The organism is Streptomyces sp. M2CJ-2 (assembly GCF_016757295.1).
GTDB lineage: Bacteria > Actinomycetota > Actinomycetes > Streptomycetales > Streptomycetaceae > Streptomyces.
This window is the reverse complement of the sequence record NZ_JAESIF010000001.1, coordinates 334,252-347,801: the sequence shown is the minus strand read 5'-3', so window position 1 is coordinate 347,801 and position 13,550 is coordinate 334,252. Positions and strand designations below refer to the sequence as shown.

The window sequence follows — 13,550 nt, the reverse complement described above, 5'->3', positions numbered from 1 at the left end:
CGCCAGTACATCCAGTTCTTTCCCGCTGAGCAAGCGCTTTGAACTGTGACCTTCGCAACGCAGCGTAACCGGAACCGGACGGGCCCGCAGCAGGGACCCCCGGGGCGGTCAGTCACGCAGTGCGCGGAACCGGCCCTGATGGTGGACGAGGGGCCGGCCGGGGCCGGTGTGGTCGCCGAGCAGGACCTCGGCCAGCACGATCCGGTGGTCACCGGCGGGCACGCGGGTCACCACCGCGCACACCGCCCGGGCGAGGACGTCGTCCAGCACGGGGACGCCCTCGGGGCCCTCGTGCCAGGCGGTGGCCGCGCCGAAGCGGTCGGCGCCCGGGCGGGCGAAGGTGGCCGCCAGCTCCCGCTGGTGCTCGCCCAGCACATGGACCCCGACGTGATCGCTCGCGGCGATGGCGGGCCAACTGGCGCCCCCGGTGCCGACACCGAAGGAGAGCAAGGGGGGATCTGCCGAGACCGAGGCGAGGGAGGTGGCGGTGAAGCCGACCGGACCGAACTCCCCGCGCGCGGTGATCACCGCCACACCCGCCGCGTGCTGCCGGAAGACGGAGCGCAGCAGCTCCGGCGAGGCGGGCACCCATCGGGGGTGAAGGAGTTCCGAGTACTCCGAGAACATGGTGTCAGGCTGACGACAGGCGCCACGTACCGTCAAGTCGGCCCCGGAATGTGGGAGATGACTCACGGCGGGGCACCCCTCCGTCACACCGCCTCCCCCAGCGCGGCGATCACATCGGCCTTGCGCGGCTGCCCGGTGGCCCGCCGCACGACACGGCCGTCGGCGTCGAGGACCAGCACCGTCGGCGTCCTGAGGATCCCGAGCCGGCGTACGAGGTCCAGGTGGGCCTCGGCGTCGATCTCCACATGGGTCACGCCCGGGACCAGGCCGGCCACCTCGTCGAGCACCCGCCGGGTCGCCCGGCAGGGCGCGCAGAAGGCGCTGGAGAACTGCACCAGAGTGGCGCGTTCACCCAGTTCCGCGCCGAGCTCCGGCGCTCGGAGCCGCTTGCCGTCGTCCCGTCCGCGCACCCGTACTCTCCCGCTCCGCCGCCACTGCGGCACTCCGTGGGCACTCGCCGCCGCGAGCACCAGCACACACCGTCAGTACCGTCAGTACCGTCAGTCCGGTCATCGACCCTTCGTAGCATTCACAAGACCGCAAAGATTCCCCGGGCCCCGGTACGGGTTTCCGTACGGGACACCTGATCCATGAACATCGACGCGGGAGGGCCGCGAGATGTACCTGCTCCCGCGGCGGTTGGCGGTGCGCACGGGTAATGGCGACGCAAAAGCCCGAGGTGGATCAAGAGGGTGGACGTGACAAGAATCTCGCCGCAGGCGGCCGTCAGGGCTGGTTCGCCGGTCGTTCTTGGGGCACCATCAGCGGCAAGCCGTAAACCTACGGCTGCGTAACTTCGGCTGGGAGTCCCCCTTCCCAGGCAGAGCAGGAAGGGTTCCACCCCACCCATGGCAGAACTCGTCTACCGCCCCGTGATCGGTTTCGCCCAGACTCTGTTCAAGGTGTGGGACCTCAAGATCGACTGCCAGGGTTCGGAGAACATCCCGCGATCGGGCGGCGCCGTGCTGGTGAGCAACCACATCAGCTACCTGGACTTCGTCTTCAACGGTCTCGCCGCCCTTCCGCAGAAGCGCCTCGTGCGCTTCATGGCGAAGGAGTCCGTGTTCCGGCACCGGGTCTCCGGTCCGCTGATGCGCGGGATGAAGCACATCCCCGTGGACCGCAAGCAGGGCGAGACGGCGTACGCGCACGCGCTCGACTCGCTGCGGTCCGGCGAGATCGTGGGGGTCTTCCCGGAGGCGACCATCTCGCAGTCGTTCACGCTGAAGAGCTTCAAGTCGGGTGCCGCGCGCCTGGCGCAGGAGGCCGGCGTACCGCTGGTCCCGATGGCGGTGTGGGGCACCCAGCGGCTGTGGACCAAGGGCCACCCCCGCAACTTCAAGCGCAGCCACACCCCGATCACCATCCGTGTCGGTGAGGCGCTCGAGGCGTCCAGGGACAAGTACGCGGGCGCGATCACCCGGCAGCTGCGGGAGCGTGTCCAGGAGCTGCTGGAGGCCGCGCAGCGCGCCTACCCGGTGCGCCCCAGGGGCCAGGACGACACCTGGTGGATGCCGGCGCACCTCGGCGGGACGGCCCCGACGCCGGAACAGGTCCGCGCGGCCGAGGCACGCTGAGCCAGGACGAACCCCCTTCGAGAACGGCGAGAACGGAGGGGGTCACCGCAAGAGCGCGGCCGATCGAGCGTCGACGCGTTCCCGATCGGCCGCACACCCACGCGGTCCCTACGCGTGTGCCATCTCCTCCTTGAGCGCCGCCACGAACGTGTCCACGTCGTCCTCGGTCGTGTCGAAGGCACACATCCAGCGGACGTCGCCGGCGGCCTCGTCCCAGAAGTAGAAGCGGAAGCGCTTCTGCAGCCGCTCGCTCACGTCGTGCGGCAGGCGGGCGAAGACCGCGTTGGCCTGTACCGGGTGGAGTATCTCCACGCCGTGCACGGCGCGTACGCCCTCGGCGAGGCGCTGGGCCATCTCGTTGGCGTGCCGGGCGTTGCGCAGCCACAGGTCCCGGGCCAGCAGGGCCTCCAGCTGCACCGAGACGAAGCGCATCTTCGAGGCGAGCTGCATGGACAGCTTGCGCAGGTGCTTCATGTGCCGGATCCCGTCCGGGTTCAGCACGACGACGGCCTCGCCGAACAGGGCGCCGTTCTTGGTGCCGCCCAACGAGAGCAGGTCGACGCCGGCCGCGTTGGTGAAGGTGCGCATCGGCATGTCCAGGGTGGCGGCGGCGTTGGCCAGCCGGGAGCCGTCGACGTGCACCTTCATGCCACGGGCGTGCGCGTGCTCGCAGAGGGCGCGCATCTCGTCCGGCGTGTACACCGTGCCCAGCTCGGTGGCCTGGGCTATGGACACCACCTGCGGCATGGCACGGTGCTCGTCCTCCCAGCCGTACGCCTGCCGGTCGATCAGCTCGGGGGTGAGCTTGCCGTCCGGGGTGGGCACGGTGAGCAGCTTGATGCCGCCGACCCGCTCCGGTGCCCCGCCCTCGTCCACGTTGATGTGGGCGCTCTCGGCGCAGATCACCGCGCCCCAGCGGTCGGTGACCGCCTGGAGCGCGACGACGTTGGCGCCGGTGCCGTTGAAGACCGGGAAGGCCTCGGCGGTGGGGCCGAAGTGGCTGCGGATCACCTGCTGGAGGTTCTCCGTGTACGCGTCCTCGCCGTACGCGACCTGGTGTCCGCCGTTGGCCAGGGCCAGGGCGGCGAGCACCTCCGGGTGGGCCCCGGCGTAGTTGTCGCTGGCGAAACCGCGGACGTCCGGGTCGTGATGGCGACGTGCGTCGGTCCTGGGCGGGTTCACGGCTTCTCGGTGAGCCACAGACGGGTTCCGTTCACTTCCGCGGCGGGCTTGTCCCAGACGCCGACGATGGCCTCGGCGAGGTCCTTGACGTCCGTGAAGCCCGCGAACTTCGCGTTGGGGCGGTCGGCACGCATCGCGTCGTGCACCAACGCCTTCACCACCAGGATCGCAGCCGCCGATGTGGCCCCGTGCTCGCCCCCGGCCTTGCGGAAGTAGTCGGCCATGGCCAGCGTCCACGCCTCGGCGGCGGCCTTGGCGGCGGCGTAGGCGGCGTTGCCCGCGGTGGGCTTGCTGGCGCCGGCCGCGCTGATCAGGACGTACCGGCCGCGGTCGCTGCGCTGGAGCGCCTCGTGGAAGGCGAGGGAGGTGTGCAGCACGGTGCGTACCAGCAGCAGCTCCAGCAGGTCCCAGTCGTCCAGTTTGGTCTTGGTGAAGGTCTCGCTGCCGCGCCAGCCTCCGACCAGATGGACCAGGCCGTCGACCCGGCCGAACTCCTTCTCGGTGCGGGCGGCCCACTCACGGGTGGAGTCCAGGTCGAGCAGGTCGACCGTGTCACCGGTGACGGTGGCCCCGCCGTGCGCGTAGCGCGCCGCGTCCACGGCCGCCGCCAGCCGCTCCGGGTCGTTGTCGGAGCCGACCACCGTCGCCCCCGCCTCGGCCAGCCTGAGCAGTGCCGCACGCCCCGCGGGTCCCCCCGCGCCGGCCACCGCGATCACCGCACCGTCGAGCGCCCCGTTCCCCATGGTCCTCGCCTCCTGAGCAGTGTTGTGGACGAGATCGCTCACGCGGCGACCCGCTCGGCGCTGTCTCTGGTGATGCCCCGGGTGGAGGCGATCACGTGCTTCAGCTTCTTGGACAGTGCCTCATAGAACATGCTCAGCGGAAACTCGTCCGCAAGCACGTCATCGACGAGTTTCCGCGGCGGCTGCGTCAGGTCCAGTGCCTCGGGGCCCTTGGCCCACTTGGATCCCGGGTGCGGGGAGAGGTAGGTGGAGACCAGCTCGTATCCGGCGAACCAGTGAACGAGTTTCGGGCGGTCGATGCCGTCGCGGTACAGCGTCTCGATCTCGGCGCACAGCTGGTTGGTTACCTGCGGGGCGCGGTCCCAGTCGATGCTGAGCTTGTTGTCGGTCCAGCGGACGACATCGTGCTTGTGCAGGTAGGCGAAGAGCAGTTGACCGCCGAGGCCGTCGTAGTTGCGGACCCGCTCGCCGGTGACCGGGAAGCGGAACATCCGGTCGAACAGCACCGCGACCTGCACGTCACGCGCCTGCGGGACGCCGTCGCCGGCCAGCTTGACGGCCTCCTTGAACGCGGTGAGGTCGCAGCGCAGCTCCTCCAGGCCGTACATCCAGAACGGCTGGCGCTGCTTGATCATGAACGGGTCGAAGGGCAGGTCGCCATGGCTGTGCGTGCGGTCGTGCACCATGTCCCAGAGCACGAACGCCTCTTCGCAGCGCTTCTGGTCGTGCACCATCGCGGCGACGTCCGCGGGCAGCTCGAGGCCCAGGATGTCGACGGCGGCGGCGGTCACCCGGCGGAAGCGGGCGGCCTCGCGGTCGCAGAAGATGCCGCCCCAGGTGAACCGCTCGGGGGCCTCGCGCACGGCGATGGTCTCGGGGAAGAGCACCGCGGAGTTGGTGTCGTAGCCCGCGGTGAAGTCCTCGAACGAGATGCCGCAGAACAGCGGGTTGTCGTAGCGGGTGCGCTCCAGTTCGGCCAGCCAGTCGGGCCAGACCATGCGCAGCACGACCGCCTCGAGGTTGCGGTCCGGGTTGCCGTTCTGCGTGTACATCGGGAAGACGACCAGGTGCTGGAGGCCGTCCTCGCGGTGCGCCGCCGGATGGAAGGCCAGCAGCGAGTCGAGGAAGTCGGGCACCTCGAAGCCGCCCTCGGCCCAGCGGCGTAGATCCTTCACCAGGGCCTCGTGGTAGGCACGGTCGTGCGGGAGCAGCGGGGACAGCTCGTCGAGCGCGTCGGTCACCCGGCGCACCGCGGCCTCGGCCTCGACGCGGGCCGGGGCGTCCTCCGCGTCGAAGTCGATCGAGCCGTCCTTCGCCTGCCAGGGCCGGATTCGCTGCACGGCATCCTTGAGCACGGGCCATGCCGGGTGCTCGACCACCCTCACCACCGGAGAAACGTTTCCCTCCGTGCCCACCTGCGCAAGAACTTCCGTCATGTCCCATCCTCCGCCAAAGAAACTTTGTGCGCCGACCGTATACGTACGGGGTTTCTCCCAGCAAGGGGAGCCTCCGCAAATCATCCTGCGCCACCCCGGTCGTCACCGCATTTTTTCCTGCCCATCACGCGGGTGGGTGACACTCCTCAAAAATGATGTTCAGCGTCTGGACGGAACGGGCACAGGCGATACGGTCCAGGAGGGCCGTAGGGACGCGGCCCTGCGCCGCCGTCGACGGAAGCGAGTCGGATCTTGAACTTCCTCACCATCGGTCACCGCGGAGTCATGGGTGTCGAGCCCGAGAACACCATCCGGTCCTTCGTCGCCGCCCAGGAGGCCGGCCTGGACGTCATCGAACTCGATCTGCATCTGAGCAAGGACGGCGAGCTCGTCGTCATGCACGACGCGGAACTGGACCGCACGACGGACGGCACGGGCCCGATCGCCGACCGGACCGTCGCCGAGCTGCGCGCCCTGGACGCCGGCCGCGGCGAGCACGTCCCCGTCTTCGAGGAGGTGCTGAACGCCGTCCACGCACCGCTGCAGGCCGAGATCAAGGACGTACAGGCGGCCAGGGCGCTGGCCGAGGTGATGAACCGGCGGGGCCTGACGGACCGGATCGAGGTGTCCTCGTTCCACGACGACGCGATCGCCGAGATCGCGCGCCTGGTGCCCGGGGTGCGCACCGCGCTCGTCGCCAGTCGTTACGGCACGGACGTCGTGGAGCGGGCGGTCGGCGTCGGCGCGGCGACCGTCTGCCTGAACATCCGCCGCCTCACCCTGGAGATCGTCGAGCGGGCCCGCAAGGCGGACCTGAGGATCATCGGCTGGGTGGTCAACACGCAGGACCACCTCAGACTGGTCCGGGCCCTCGGACTCGACGGCGCGACCACCGACTACCCGGAGATCAAGCGCACCGGCCGCTTCACCGCGTGAGGACCCTCAGGCCAGTTCCTTGACCAGCAGCTCGAACCGCAGGTCGGCACGTTGCGGAATGCCGAACCGCTCGTCACCGTACGGGAAGGGCGTCGTCCTTCCCGTACGACGGTAGCCACGCCGCTCGTACCAGGCGATCAGGTCCTCGCGCACCGAGATCACGGTCATGTGCATCTCGTTCGCGCCCCAGGTCTCGCGCACCAGGCGCTCCGCGTACGCGATGATCGCCTTGCCGAGCCCTGCGCCCTGGAGCTCGGGACTGACCGCGAACATGCCGAAGTAAGCGTGGTCGCCGCGGTGTTCGAGCTGGCAGCAGGCAACGATCCGGCCCTCGCGCTCCACCGTCAGCAGCCGGCTGTCCGGCGACTCGACGACCTCCCGCACCCCCTCGGCGTCGGTCCGCTGCCCCTCGAGGATGTCCGCCTCGGTGGTCCACCCGGACCGGCTGGAGTCACCCCGGTACGCCGACTCGATCAGCACGACGAGCGCGTCCACATCGGCGTCGACGGCGTCACGGAAGGTCAGCGCGCTCTCAGTGGCGGTATCCATGGGGCACTTCTCCGGTTTCTCGCTCGCCTCTTCATCACTTCCCGGCGTGGCCAGGGCACGGAAGAGACTAACCCGGCCGCTACGCTCGGCCGCATGGTGCACGTACTCGGCAGCCGCGTTCTGCTGCGCCCCACCGATCCCGAGCGCTCCCGCGCCTTCTACGGCGAGCAACTGGGCCTCGCCGTGTACCGCGAGTTCGGCACCGGCCCGGAGCGGGGCACCGTCTACTTCCTCGGCGGCGGCTTCCTGGAACTGTCCGGCCGGTCCGACACCCCGGCGGCTCCCGCGGCCACGGCGGTGCGGTTGTGGCTCCAGGTCGCGGACGTGGCGACGGCCCACGAGGAGCTCCTGGGCAAGGGAGTCGAGATCGTCCGGCCACCGGTGCGGGAGCCGTGGGGCCTCATCGAGATGTGGACCGCCGACCCGGACGGTACGCCCATCGTCCTGGTGGAGACCCCGGCCGACCATCCGCTGCGGTACCGGCCCGGCGTCTGAGGCCGGTGATCCGGCACCGGGGAGGGGCCGAGGGCCGTGTCACGCCCGTACGGCGCTCAGGCGTCCTTCCAGCTGCCCCAGCAGCCCGCCGAGCAGCGCGGCCAGCTCGCCGAGATCCGGTCCGCCCAGACCGGAGAGCACGGCGTTCTCGTAGGCGAGTTGCGCGGGCATGATGCCGTCGACGACGTCGCGTCCGGCGTCGGTGAGGCGGACCCGGGCCATACGGCGGTCGCGCGGGTCGCCGCGGCGTTCCACCAGACCGCGCCCGGTGAGCTGTTTGAGGCGTTTGGTGACGGCGGCGCCCGAGGAGAAGGTCTCGCGTGCCAGTTCGCCCGGGGTCAGTTCGCGTCCGGTGCGACGCAGCGCGCCGAGCAGGTCGAACTCCGGGCGGGTCAGTCCCGCCCGGCTCAGCGGGGCGTCCTCCGCCTGCTGGAGCAGGGCGGCACAGCGGTTGATGCGCCCGATGACCTCCATGGGCCCGGTGTCGAGGCCGGGGTACACGGTCCGCCACTGCCGGACCACCGCGGCCACGGTGTCGCCGCCTGCCGCCGGAAGCCCCTCGCCGGACGGGTTCCCCGCGTCGGCCGGGAGTCCCCCGTCGGCAGGAAGTCCTCCCTCGAGCTGAAGTCCTGCGTCGGCCGGGAGCCGTTCGGTCGCCGTCATGGCCGTGTGTCCTTCGTGTTCGCGCCCGGATCGGTGCCCGGGTTCATGTCCGTGCCCGGGTTCACGTCCGTGCCGGGGTTCGTGTTCTCGCCAGGGTCGGTCAGCAGCCTCTGGCGCCGTGCCGTCGCCGCGAGCGTACGGTGTCCTTCCTGCTCGGCGAGCACGACATGTTCCTGCGGCAGCGTGCGGAGCCACCATTCTCCCGCGGCCGCGTCGGCGGCGGCCCTCAGGTCGACAAGGGCGGCGGCCAGGCCGCGCCGGGCGGTCTCCAGGGCGGTGGGGTCGGCCTGCGGGTCGGTCAGCAGCCGGGTCACGTGTTCGCGCCGGAGGCCGGCCGTGCTGAGCGCCGTCGCGACGCGGTTGCCCGCCCGCCGGTTGGTGACGGCCAGAGCGGCGGCGAAGCCGACCAGCGCGCCGACCAGGGTGTCCACCACACGACCGGTGATCAGGGGGCCGGCCGCCTGGTAGCCGGGGAACTCGGTGATGAGCAGGGCCAGCGGGGTGACGCAGACGCTGCCGAGCCAGTAGTTGCGGCCGATGAGCGCTTCGGCCCCGAAGTTGAAGACGAGGCAGCACAGGACGAGGGCGAGCGGTCCCAGGTTGGCGATCGGGGCGACGGCCGCGAAGATCAGCACGCCGACGAGGTTGCCGACGACCCGCTGCACGGTCCGGCTCCAGGTGAGGGTGATGTTGGCCTGGTAGAGCGCCGCGGCGGTGGTCAGGGCCCAGTACGGCCGTCCGATCCCGATGGCCAGGGAGGCGTACCCGGCGAGGCCGCAGCCGAGGACGGTGCGTACGGCGATGGGCGCGAGCGGTCCCAGCCGGGACCACAGGGAGCGGTGGGGGACGGCGCGCTCGGCAGCCACACCGAGGAGTTCGTCGGCACCCGAGCGGGGGGCGTCGGCGCCCGGGATACGGCCCGTGCCGCGCAGCTCACGGGCCTGGGCGCGCAACCGCGCGGGGTCGGCCTCCGCCGGCGCGGCGAGCGCGATCTCGGCGCGGATGACCAGCCGTTCGAGAGCCCGGCGGGTGGCGACGGAGCGGGTTCCGGTGAGGATCAGGCACTGCCAGGCGGCCTGCACGGCGGCGTAGGCGGCGGCACGGGCCCTCGTGTGGCCGTCGCCGGTGCCGCCGGTCTCGGCGTACGCGGCGGTGGCGTTCAGCGCGTCGGCGGTGGCCCGGCGCTCGGGGCCGTGCGGCCGGACCAGTACGGGTGCCATGCCGACCAGCCAGGCCCAGACCCCGGCCACCGCCGCCAGTGCGAGATGGCCGGGGACCTGCCCGAGCGTCTGGGGGACGAACAGCGAGGCGGAGCTGACGAAGGTGAGGATCACGTTGCTGGGCGGGCCGATGCGCGTGACGTCGCACAGCACCTTCTGCACGGCGGCCAGCAGGGCGCCGACGGCGACCAGGACCACGGCGTTGCCGGTGAGTGAGGCGGAGACCAGGGCCACGGCGAGGCCGCCGACCATGCCGAGCACCACGCCCGCGAGTGCCTTGGCGCGGGCGGCGTACGGACGGTTGTGGGCGTAGAGGGCGCACAGGGAACCGGCCATGGTGTAGGCCGCGAGATCCAGTCGGCCGAGGGCGACCAGGGTCAGGTTGGGCGGTGCGACCGCGGCCACCACGCTGAAGGCGGGCTTGAACCAGATGTTGGAGGGCCGTCCGACGCGCAGTACGTCGACCAGCGGGAAGCGCCTGGGCTTCGGCGTGGGGGCGGGATTCGGGGTGGGGCGGGGGGTCGCACTGCTCATGACGTATAACGCTACCAGGTCTTTTACTCGTGAAACATATGTAAAACATCTCCGTGACCTGCGCTGCTCCCCCGAATGCTCCCCATGTACCCCTGTGCGCTCGCGTGCACGCCTTCGAGCGAGGGCATGCCTTGACCGACCGTGGAGCGGTTCCGGGGGGAGGTGCGCGTGCACGGACCGGCGTCGTCCGGCTGGCTGCTGGTCGCGCTCTGCGCGGCGACCGGCGCCTACTGCCTGCTGCGGATGCGCAGCGGTGTCGAGGAGCAGCGCCGTGCCGCGGGCGGTGAGGCGCTGATGGGTTTCGGCATGGCCGCGATGGCCGTACCGGCGGCGGTGTTCACCCCGCCCTCGTGGGCGTGGCCCGCCTGTGCGGTGCTGTTCGGCGCTGCCGCGGTGCAGGCCCTGTGGTCGGGGCGCGGGAGCCCGCACCATCTGCACCATTCGGTGGGTGCCGGAGCCATGGCCTACATGGCGGTGGCGATGGCCGCCTCCCCCGGCCGGGAGCACGGACACGGCGGCGTGGGCATACCTGCGCTGACCGGGCTCCTGCTGCTGTACTTCGCCGGATACGTGCTGGTGACGGGCGTACGGCTGGTACCGGTGGCCGCCGCGCCGGAGCACTTGGCGGCCACCGGGGCAAAGTCCCCCGGAGCCTCGGGATGGGGGGACCGGCCCGAGCTGGCGCTGGCGTGCCGGCTGTCCATGGGGATCGCGATGGTGGCGATGCTGCTGACGATGTGAGGTGGGGCGGCCGGCCGCGGCCCGACGGGCGGGACCGTCGCCTGCGTCACTTCGCCCGGTGGCCCGTACCCGGGAGTGGTCCGCGCTCATAGGCTGACCGCATGATGCTCCCCGCGGCGTTGCTGCTGCTCGGCGTCCTGACCGCCGTCGTCGGTCCCAGGCTGCTCGCGCGGGCCGACTGGCCGGACCGTGAACCGGTGGTGGCGCTGTGGGTGTGGCAGTGCGTGATCGCGACCGTGCTGCTGTGCTGCGCCCTGTCGATGACGTTCAGCGCGGCGGCCGCCTCGCGGGCGGTCGGTACTCCGGTGTTCGCTACGGCACCGAGCGGGGTCGTGGAGGCGTACACCCTCGGCACGGCCGGCCCGCCGGCCGCCGCCACCGCGGTCGCGCTGGCGTGCGCTGGTCTGTGGAGCGCGGCGATGCTGGTCCGCGAAGTCGTACGGGCCCGTGCCCGGCGGCGGGCCCGGCGGGGCGAACTCCTGGTGCGGGCGCCGCTGCTGCCCGGCGAGGAGCCCGGCTCGGAGCGGCTGGTGGTCCTGGAGGGCGAGCGCCCCGACGCGTGGTGGCTTCCCGGCTCCCCGCCCCGGCTGGTCGTCACCACGGCGGCGCTGCGCCGGCTGAGGGGCCGCCGGCTGGACGCCGTCCTCGCGCACGAGCGGGGGCACGCGCGGGCCCGGCACCACTGGCTGCTGCACTGCTCCGCCGCGCTGGCGGACGGGTTCCCACGGGTACCCGTGTTCGCCGCGTTCCGCGACGAGATGCACCGGCTGGTCGAGCTCGCCGCCGACGACACGGCCTCCCGCCTCTTCGGCCGGCTGACCACCGCCCTCGCCCTGGTCGAGCTCAACGAGCACCGCGGGGTGTTCCGCCCCTGCCCGGCCTCCCAGGGCCAGGTCCGGGCCCGGGTGCACCGGCTGCTGACTCCCCCGGACCGGCTCACGGCGGGGCGTCGGCTACGGCTGACGGCCGTGGCGTCGCTGGTTCCGGTGATCCCGGTCCTGGTGGCGTTCGTCCCCGGACTGCGGGCGCTGGGGTAGAGCCGCCCGGAGGCGTGCGCTGAGGCCCTCTTCCCCGCAGGTCTTCCGAGCGATCAGGGCGTCGGTGTTGGCCCCGGGCCCCGGCGGTCGGCGAGGATCGCTTCATGCACTCCCCCCACATGTCTCCCCCCGAACTCGAACCGCCGCCCCGTCCACCGGAGCACCGGCACCGCCCGGTCGCCCTGTCCATCGCCGTACCGGCCCTGTGCTCGGTACTGCTGCTGATCCTGGTCGGCGCCGAGTGGCGCCCGCTGACCGGTGTGGACGGCGACATCGCCCGTACCACGCACCGCTGGGCGGTGGACGAACCGGGGCTGACGCAGGCGGCCCGCGTCCTGACGAACTGGGTCTGGGACCCGTGGACCATGCGCCTGCTGGCCGGGGCGGTCGCGCTGCTGCTGGTGTTCCGGTACGCGGCCCGCTGGACCGCGGTGTGGCTGGTGGTGACCTGCGCCGTGGGGACGGTGCTGCAGCAGGTCCTGAAGGCGGCGGTGGGCCGCGCCCGCCCGGTGTGGGCGGACCCGGTCGACTCGGCCCACTACGCGGCTTTCCCGTCGGGCCACGCCATGACCGCCACCATCGTCTGCGGTCTCCTGCTGTGGCTCCTGCACCGGCGCGGCGTGAGCCGGGTCGTGCGGGTGTGGGCCGCGACCGTGGCGGCGCTCTCGGTGGCCGGCGTCGGTCTCACCCGTGTCTGGCTCGGCGTCCACTGGGCGACGGACGTGCTCGGGGGGTGGCTCTTCGGCGCCCTGGTCGTGGCCGTGGCGGTGTGCGTCCACCGGTGGCGGCACCCGTGAGGCCGTACGATCCGCGTCTTGCGGATCCTCACGCGGGGCCTCCGTGACCACTTCACGGTGCCGGCCCGGCGGAACGCACGAGGGCCAAACGCGCCGGACGGCCCGGGCGGCGGCCCGCAGGGCCGGGGGCGGCGCCTCGTCAGTGCCGTTCTCCTCGGGCGATCCCCCGCGTCGCCCGAGGAGAACGGCAGCCCGGAGCGGACCCACCAGGGGGTCTGACCGGACGCGTTGAGTATAGTTGGCTGCCAGCCAGTCAACGCAGGAGTCCAGCATGTCCCCGCGCAGCCCCTCGGTCAATGAAGAATTGCGGAGGCGTTCGAAGGAACGGCTTCTGCAAGCCGCCGTCGAGGTGGTGAGCGAGCGCGGATACGAGGCGACGACGCTCGGCGACATCGCCGACCGCGCGGGGTCCGCGCGGGGTCTGGTCTCGTACTACTTCCCGGGGAAGCGCCACCTGGTGCAGTCCGCGGTGCACCGGCTGATGCACCGGACACTGGAGGAAGCGCTGGAGCGCGAACCGCGCACCGACGACGGGCAGGAGCGGATGGCGCGGGCCATCGACGCGATCCTGGGCCTGGCCCGCGACCGCCCCGTACTGATGCGCCAGCACATGGCCGGGCTGCTGCAGGCCGAGGGCTTCCTGCCCTGCCCCGAGCAGCGGCGCCTGGCCGAACTGCTCGGCGACACCGTCGCCCGGCACGGCTCCAGCATGGTCGACAGCGACTACCCGATGCTGCGCGCCCTGCTGATGGGCGCCGTGTTCTCGGCCCTGCTGCCGGGTGCGCCGATGCCCGTCGAGGCACTGCGCGCGGAGTTGTTCAAGCGCTACCGGCTCGACTGGGAGCTGGGTGTCCCGCCCGGTACCGAGGTGCCGGGCGGGACGGGTGCGCCGGACCGGACCGGTCGGACGGACGGAACGGGCCGGACCGACGCAGCCGGCGGAACGGGCGCGCCGAGCCGGACGGATGTGTCACGGTTCTTCGCGACCGAACCGGCCCGGGACAGGCCCTAGA

Annotated in this window: 15 protein-coding genes; 7 read left to right on the top strand and 8 right to left on the bottom strand. The window is 71.9% G+C overall.

What is annotated here, in order from left to right; translation table 11 throughout:
* Positions 1 to 108: 108 nt before the first annotated feature.
* Both JL475_RS01865 and JL475_RS01860 read right to left on the bottom strand, forming a co-directional pair.
* Complete coding sequence (locus JL475_RS01865; protein WP_202274221.1) at positions 109 to 627, bottom strand: flavin reductase family protein; 519 nt, start codon at positions 625 to 627, stop codon at positions 109 to 111.
* An 83-nt stretch (positions 628 to 710) separates the two neighbouring features.
* On the bottom strand, positions 711 to 1,097 hold the full coding sequence (locus JL475_RS01860; RefSeq protein WP_202274621.1) for a thioredoxin family protein: 387 nt from the start codon (positions 1,095 to 1,097) through the stop codon (positions 711 to 713).
* A gap of 378 nt (positions 1,098 to 1,475) precedes the next feature.
* Between JL475_RS01860 and JL475_RS01855 the strand changes: the two genes are divergently transcribed.
* The gene (locus JL475_RS01855) at positions 1,476 to 2,204 is read left to right on the top strand and encodes a 1-acyl-sn-glycerol-3-phosphate acyltransferase (RefSeq protein WP_202274220.1); all 729 of its coding nucleotides are present in this window, start codon (positions 1,476 to 1,478) and stop codon (positions 2,202 to 2,204) included.
* Between the two features lie 108 nt (positions 2,205 to 2,312).
* Here JL475_RS01855 and JL475_RS01850 read toward each other — a convergent pair whose 3' ends face one another.
* The 3 genes from JL475_RS01850 to JL475_RS01840 are packed head-to-tail and all read right to left on the bottom strand — an operon-like array spanning position 2,313 to position 5,565.
* Complete coding sequence (locus JL475_RS01850) at positions 2,313 to 3,386, bottom strand: low specificity L-threonine aldolase (RefSeq protein ID WP_202274208.1); 1,074 nt, start codon at positions 3,384 to 3,386, stop codon at positions 2,313 to 2,315.
* Positions 3,383 to 4,129 (bottom strand): SDR family NAD(P)-dependent oxidoreductase, encoded by a 747-nt coding sequence (locus JL475_RS01845; protein ID WP_202274619.1) that lies wholly within the window; start codon positions 4,127 to 4,129, stop codon positions 3,383 to 3,385. Before JL475_RS01845 ends, JL475_RS01850 begins: the two co-directional genes overlap by 4 nt.
* A gap of 38 nt (positions 4,130 to 4,167) precedes the next feature.
* Positions 4,168 to 5,565: a DUF6421 family protein gene (locus JL475_RS01840; protein WP_202274204.1), complete on the bottom strand. Its 1,398-nt coding sequence runs from the start codon at positions 5,563 to 5,565 to the stop codon at positions 4,168 to 4,170.
* 252 nt (positions 5,566 to 5,817) lie between these two features.
* Between JL475_RS01840 and JL475_RS01835 the strand changes: the two genes are divergently transcribed.
* Positions 5,818 to 6,501, top strand: coding sequence for a glycerophosphodiester phosphodiesterase family protein (locus JL475_RS01835; RefSeq protein WP_202274202.1), 684 nt, complete (start codon positions 5,818 to 5,820; stop codon positions 6,499 to 6,501).
* 6 nt (positions 6,502 to 6,507) lie between these two features.
* Here the strand turns inward: JL475_RS01835 and JL475_RS01830 are convergent, their stop codons facing one another.
* Positions 6,508 to 7,050, bottom strand: coding sequence for a GNAT family N-acetyltransferase (locus JL475_RS01830; protein WP_202274200.1), 543 nt, complete (start codon positions 7,048 to 7,050; stop codon positions 6,508 to 6,510).
* A 93-nt stretch (positions 7,051 to 7,143) separates the two neighbouring features.
* Between JL475_RS01830 and JL475_RS01825 the strand changes: the two genes are divergently transcribed.
* Positions 7,144 to 7,545, top strand: a complete 402-nt coding sequence (locus tag JL475_RS01825; protein WP_202274198.1) for a VOC family protein — start codon at positions 7,144 to 7,146, stop codon at positions 7,543 to 7,545.
* 39 nt (positions 7,546 to 7,584) lie between these two features.
* On the opposite strand, the gene JL475_RS01820 is transcribed toward JL475_RS01825, so the two are convergent.
* Positions 7,585 to 8,208 (bottom strand): MarR family winged helix-turn-helix transcriptional regulator, encoded by a 624-nt coding sequence (locus JL475_RS01820; protein WP_202274185.1) that lies wholly within the window; start codon positions 8,206 to 8,208, stop codon positions 7,585 to 7,587.
* A complete protein-coding gene (locus tag JL475_RS01815) occupies positions 8,205 to 9,962 on the bottom strand; it encodes an FUSC family protein (RefSeq protein ID WP_202274184.1) in 1,758 nt (585 codons plus the stop codon). Before JL475_RS01815 ends, JL475_RS01820 begins: the two co-directional genes overlap by 4 nt.
* A 168-nt stretch (positions 9,963 to 10,130) precedes the next feature.
* Here JL475_RS01815 and JL475_RS01810 point away from each other — a divergent pair, with 168 nt between their 5' ends.
* From JL475_RS01810 to JL475_RS01795, 4 genes are all read left to right on the top strand, one after another.
* Positions 10,131 to 10,703 (top strand): DUF5134 domain-containing protein, encoded by a 573-nt coding sequence (locus tag JL475_RS01810; RefSeq protein WP_202274183.1) that lies wholly within the window; start codon positions 10,131 to 10,133, stop codon positions 10,701 to 10,703.
* Between the two features lie 101 nt (positions 10,704 to 10,804).
* Positions 10,805 to 11,740: a M56 family metallopeptidase gene (locus JL475_RS01805; RefSeq protein ID WP_202274182.1), complete on the top strand. Its 936-nt coding sequence runs from the start codon at positions 10,805 to 10,807 to the stop codon at positions 11,738 to 11,740.
* A 104-nt stretch (positions 11,741 to 11,844) separates the two neighbouring features.
* Positions 11,845 to 12,537, top strand: a complete 693-nt coding sequence (locus JL475_RS01800; RefSeq protein WP_237405881.1) for a phosphatase PAP2 family protein — start codon at positions 11,845 to 11,847, stop codon at positions 12,535 to 12,537.
* Positions 12,538 to 12,808: 271 nt separating this feature from the next.
* Positions 12,809 to 13,549 carry a TetR/AcrR family transcriptional regulator gene (locus JL475_RS01795; protein ID WP_237405879.1) on the top strand — a complete coding sequence of 247 codons (741 nt, stop codon included), beginning with the start codon at positions 12,809 to 12,811 and terminating at the stop codon, positions 13,547 to 13,549.
* Position 13,550: the final 1 nt, after the last annotated feature.

Excerpts from the sequence above, each read along its gene's own strand:
- JL475_RS01840 (WP_202274204.1), bottom strand. The coding sequence starts at position 5,565 with ATGACGGAAGTTCTTGCGCAGGTGGGCACGGAGGGAAACGTTTCTCCG.
- JL475_RS01805 (WP_202274182.1), top strand. The coding sequence starts at position 10,805 with ATGATGCTCCCCGCGGCGTTGCTGCTGCTCGGCGTCCTGACCGCCGTC.
- JL475_RS01825 (WP_202274198.1), top strand. The coding sequence starts at position 7,144 with ATGGTGCACGTACTCGGCAGCCGCGTTCTGCTGCGCCCCACCGATCCC.
- JL475_RS01830 (WP_202274200.1), bottom strand. The coding sequence starts at position 7,050 with ATGGATACCGCCACTGAGAGCGCGCTGACCTTCCGTGACGCCGTCGAC.
- JL475_RS01845 (WP_202274619.1), bottom strand. The coding sequence starts at position 4,129 with ATGGGGAACGGGGCGCTCGACGGTGCGGTGATCGCGGTGGCCGGCGCG.
- JL475_RS01795 (WP_237405879.1), top strand. The coding sequence starts at position 12,809 with ATGTCCCCGCGCAGCCCCTCGGTCAATGAAGAATTGCGGAGGCGTTCG.
- JL475_RS01820 (WP_202274185.1), bottom strand. The coding sequence starts at position 8,208 with ATGACGGCGACCGAACGGCTCCCGGCCGACGCAGGACTTCAGCTCGAG.
- JL475_RS01855 (WP_202274220.1), top strand. The coding sequence starts at position 1,476 with ATGGCAGAACTCGTCTACCGCCCCGTGATCGGTTTCGCCCAGACTCTG.
- JL475_RS01865 (WP_202274221.1), bottom strand. The coding sequence starts at position 627 with ATGTTCTCGGAGTACTCGGAACTCCTTCACCCCCGATGGGTGCCCGCC.
- JL475_RS01800 (WP_237405881.1), top strand. The coding sequence starts at position 11,845 with ATGCACTCCCCCCACATGTCTCCCCCCGAACTCGAACCGCCGCCCCGT.
- JL475_RS01815 (WP_202274184.1), bottom strand. The coding sequence starts at position 9,962 with ATGAGCAGTGCGACCCCCCGCCCCACCCCGAATCCCGCCCCCACGCCG.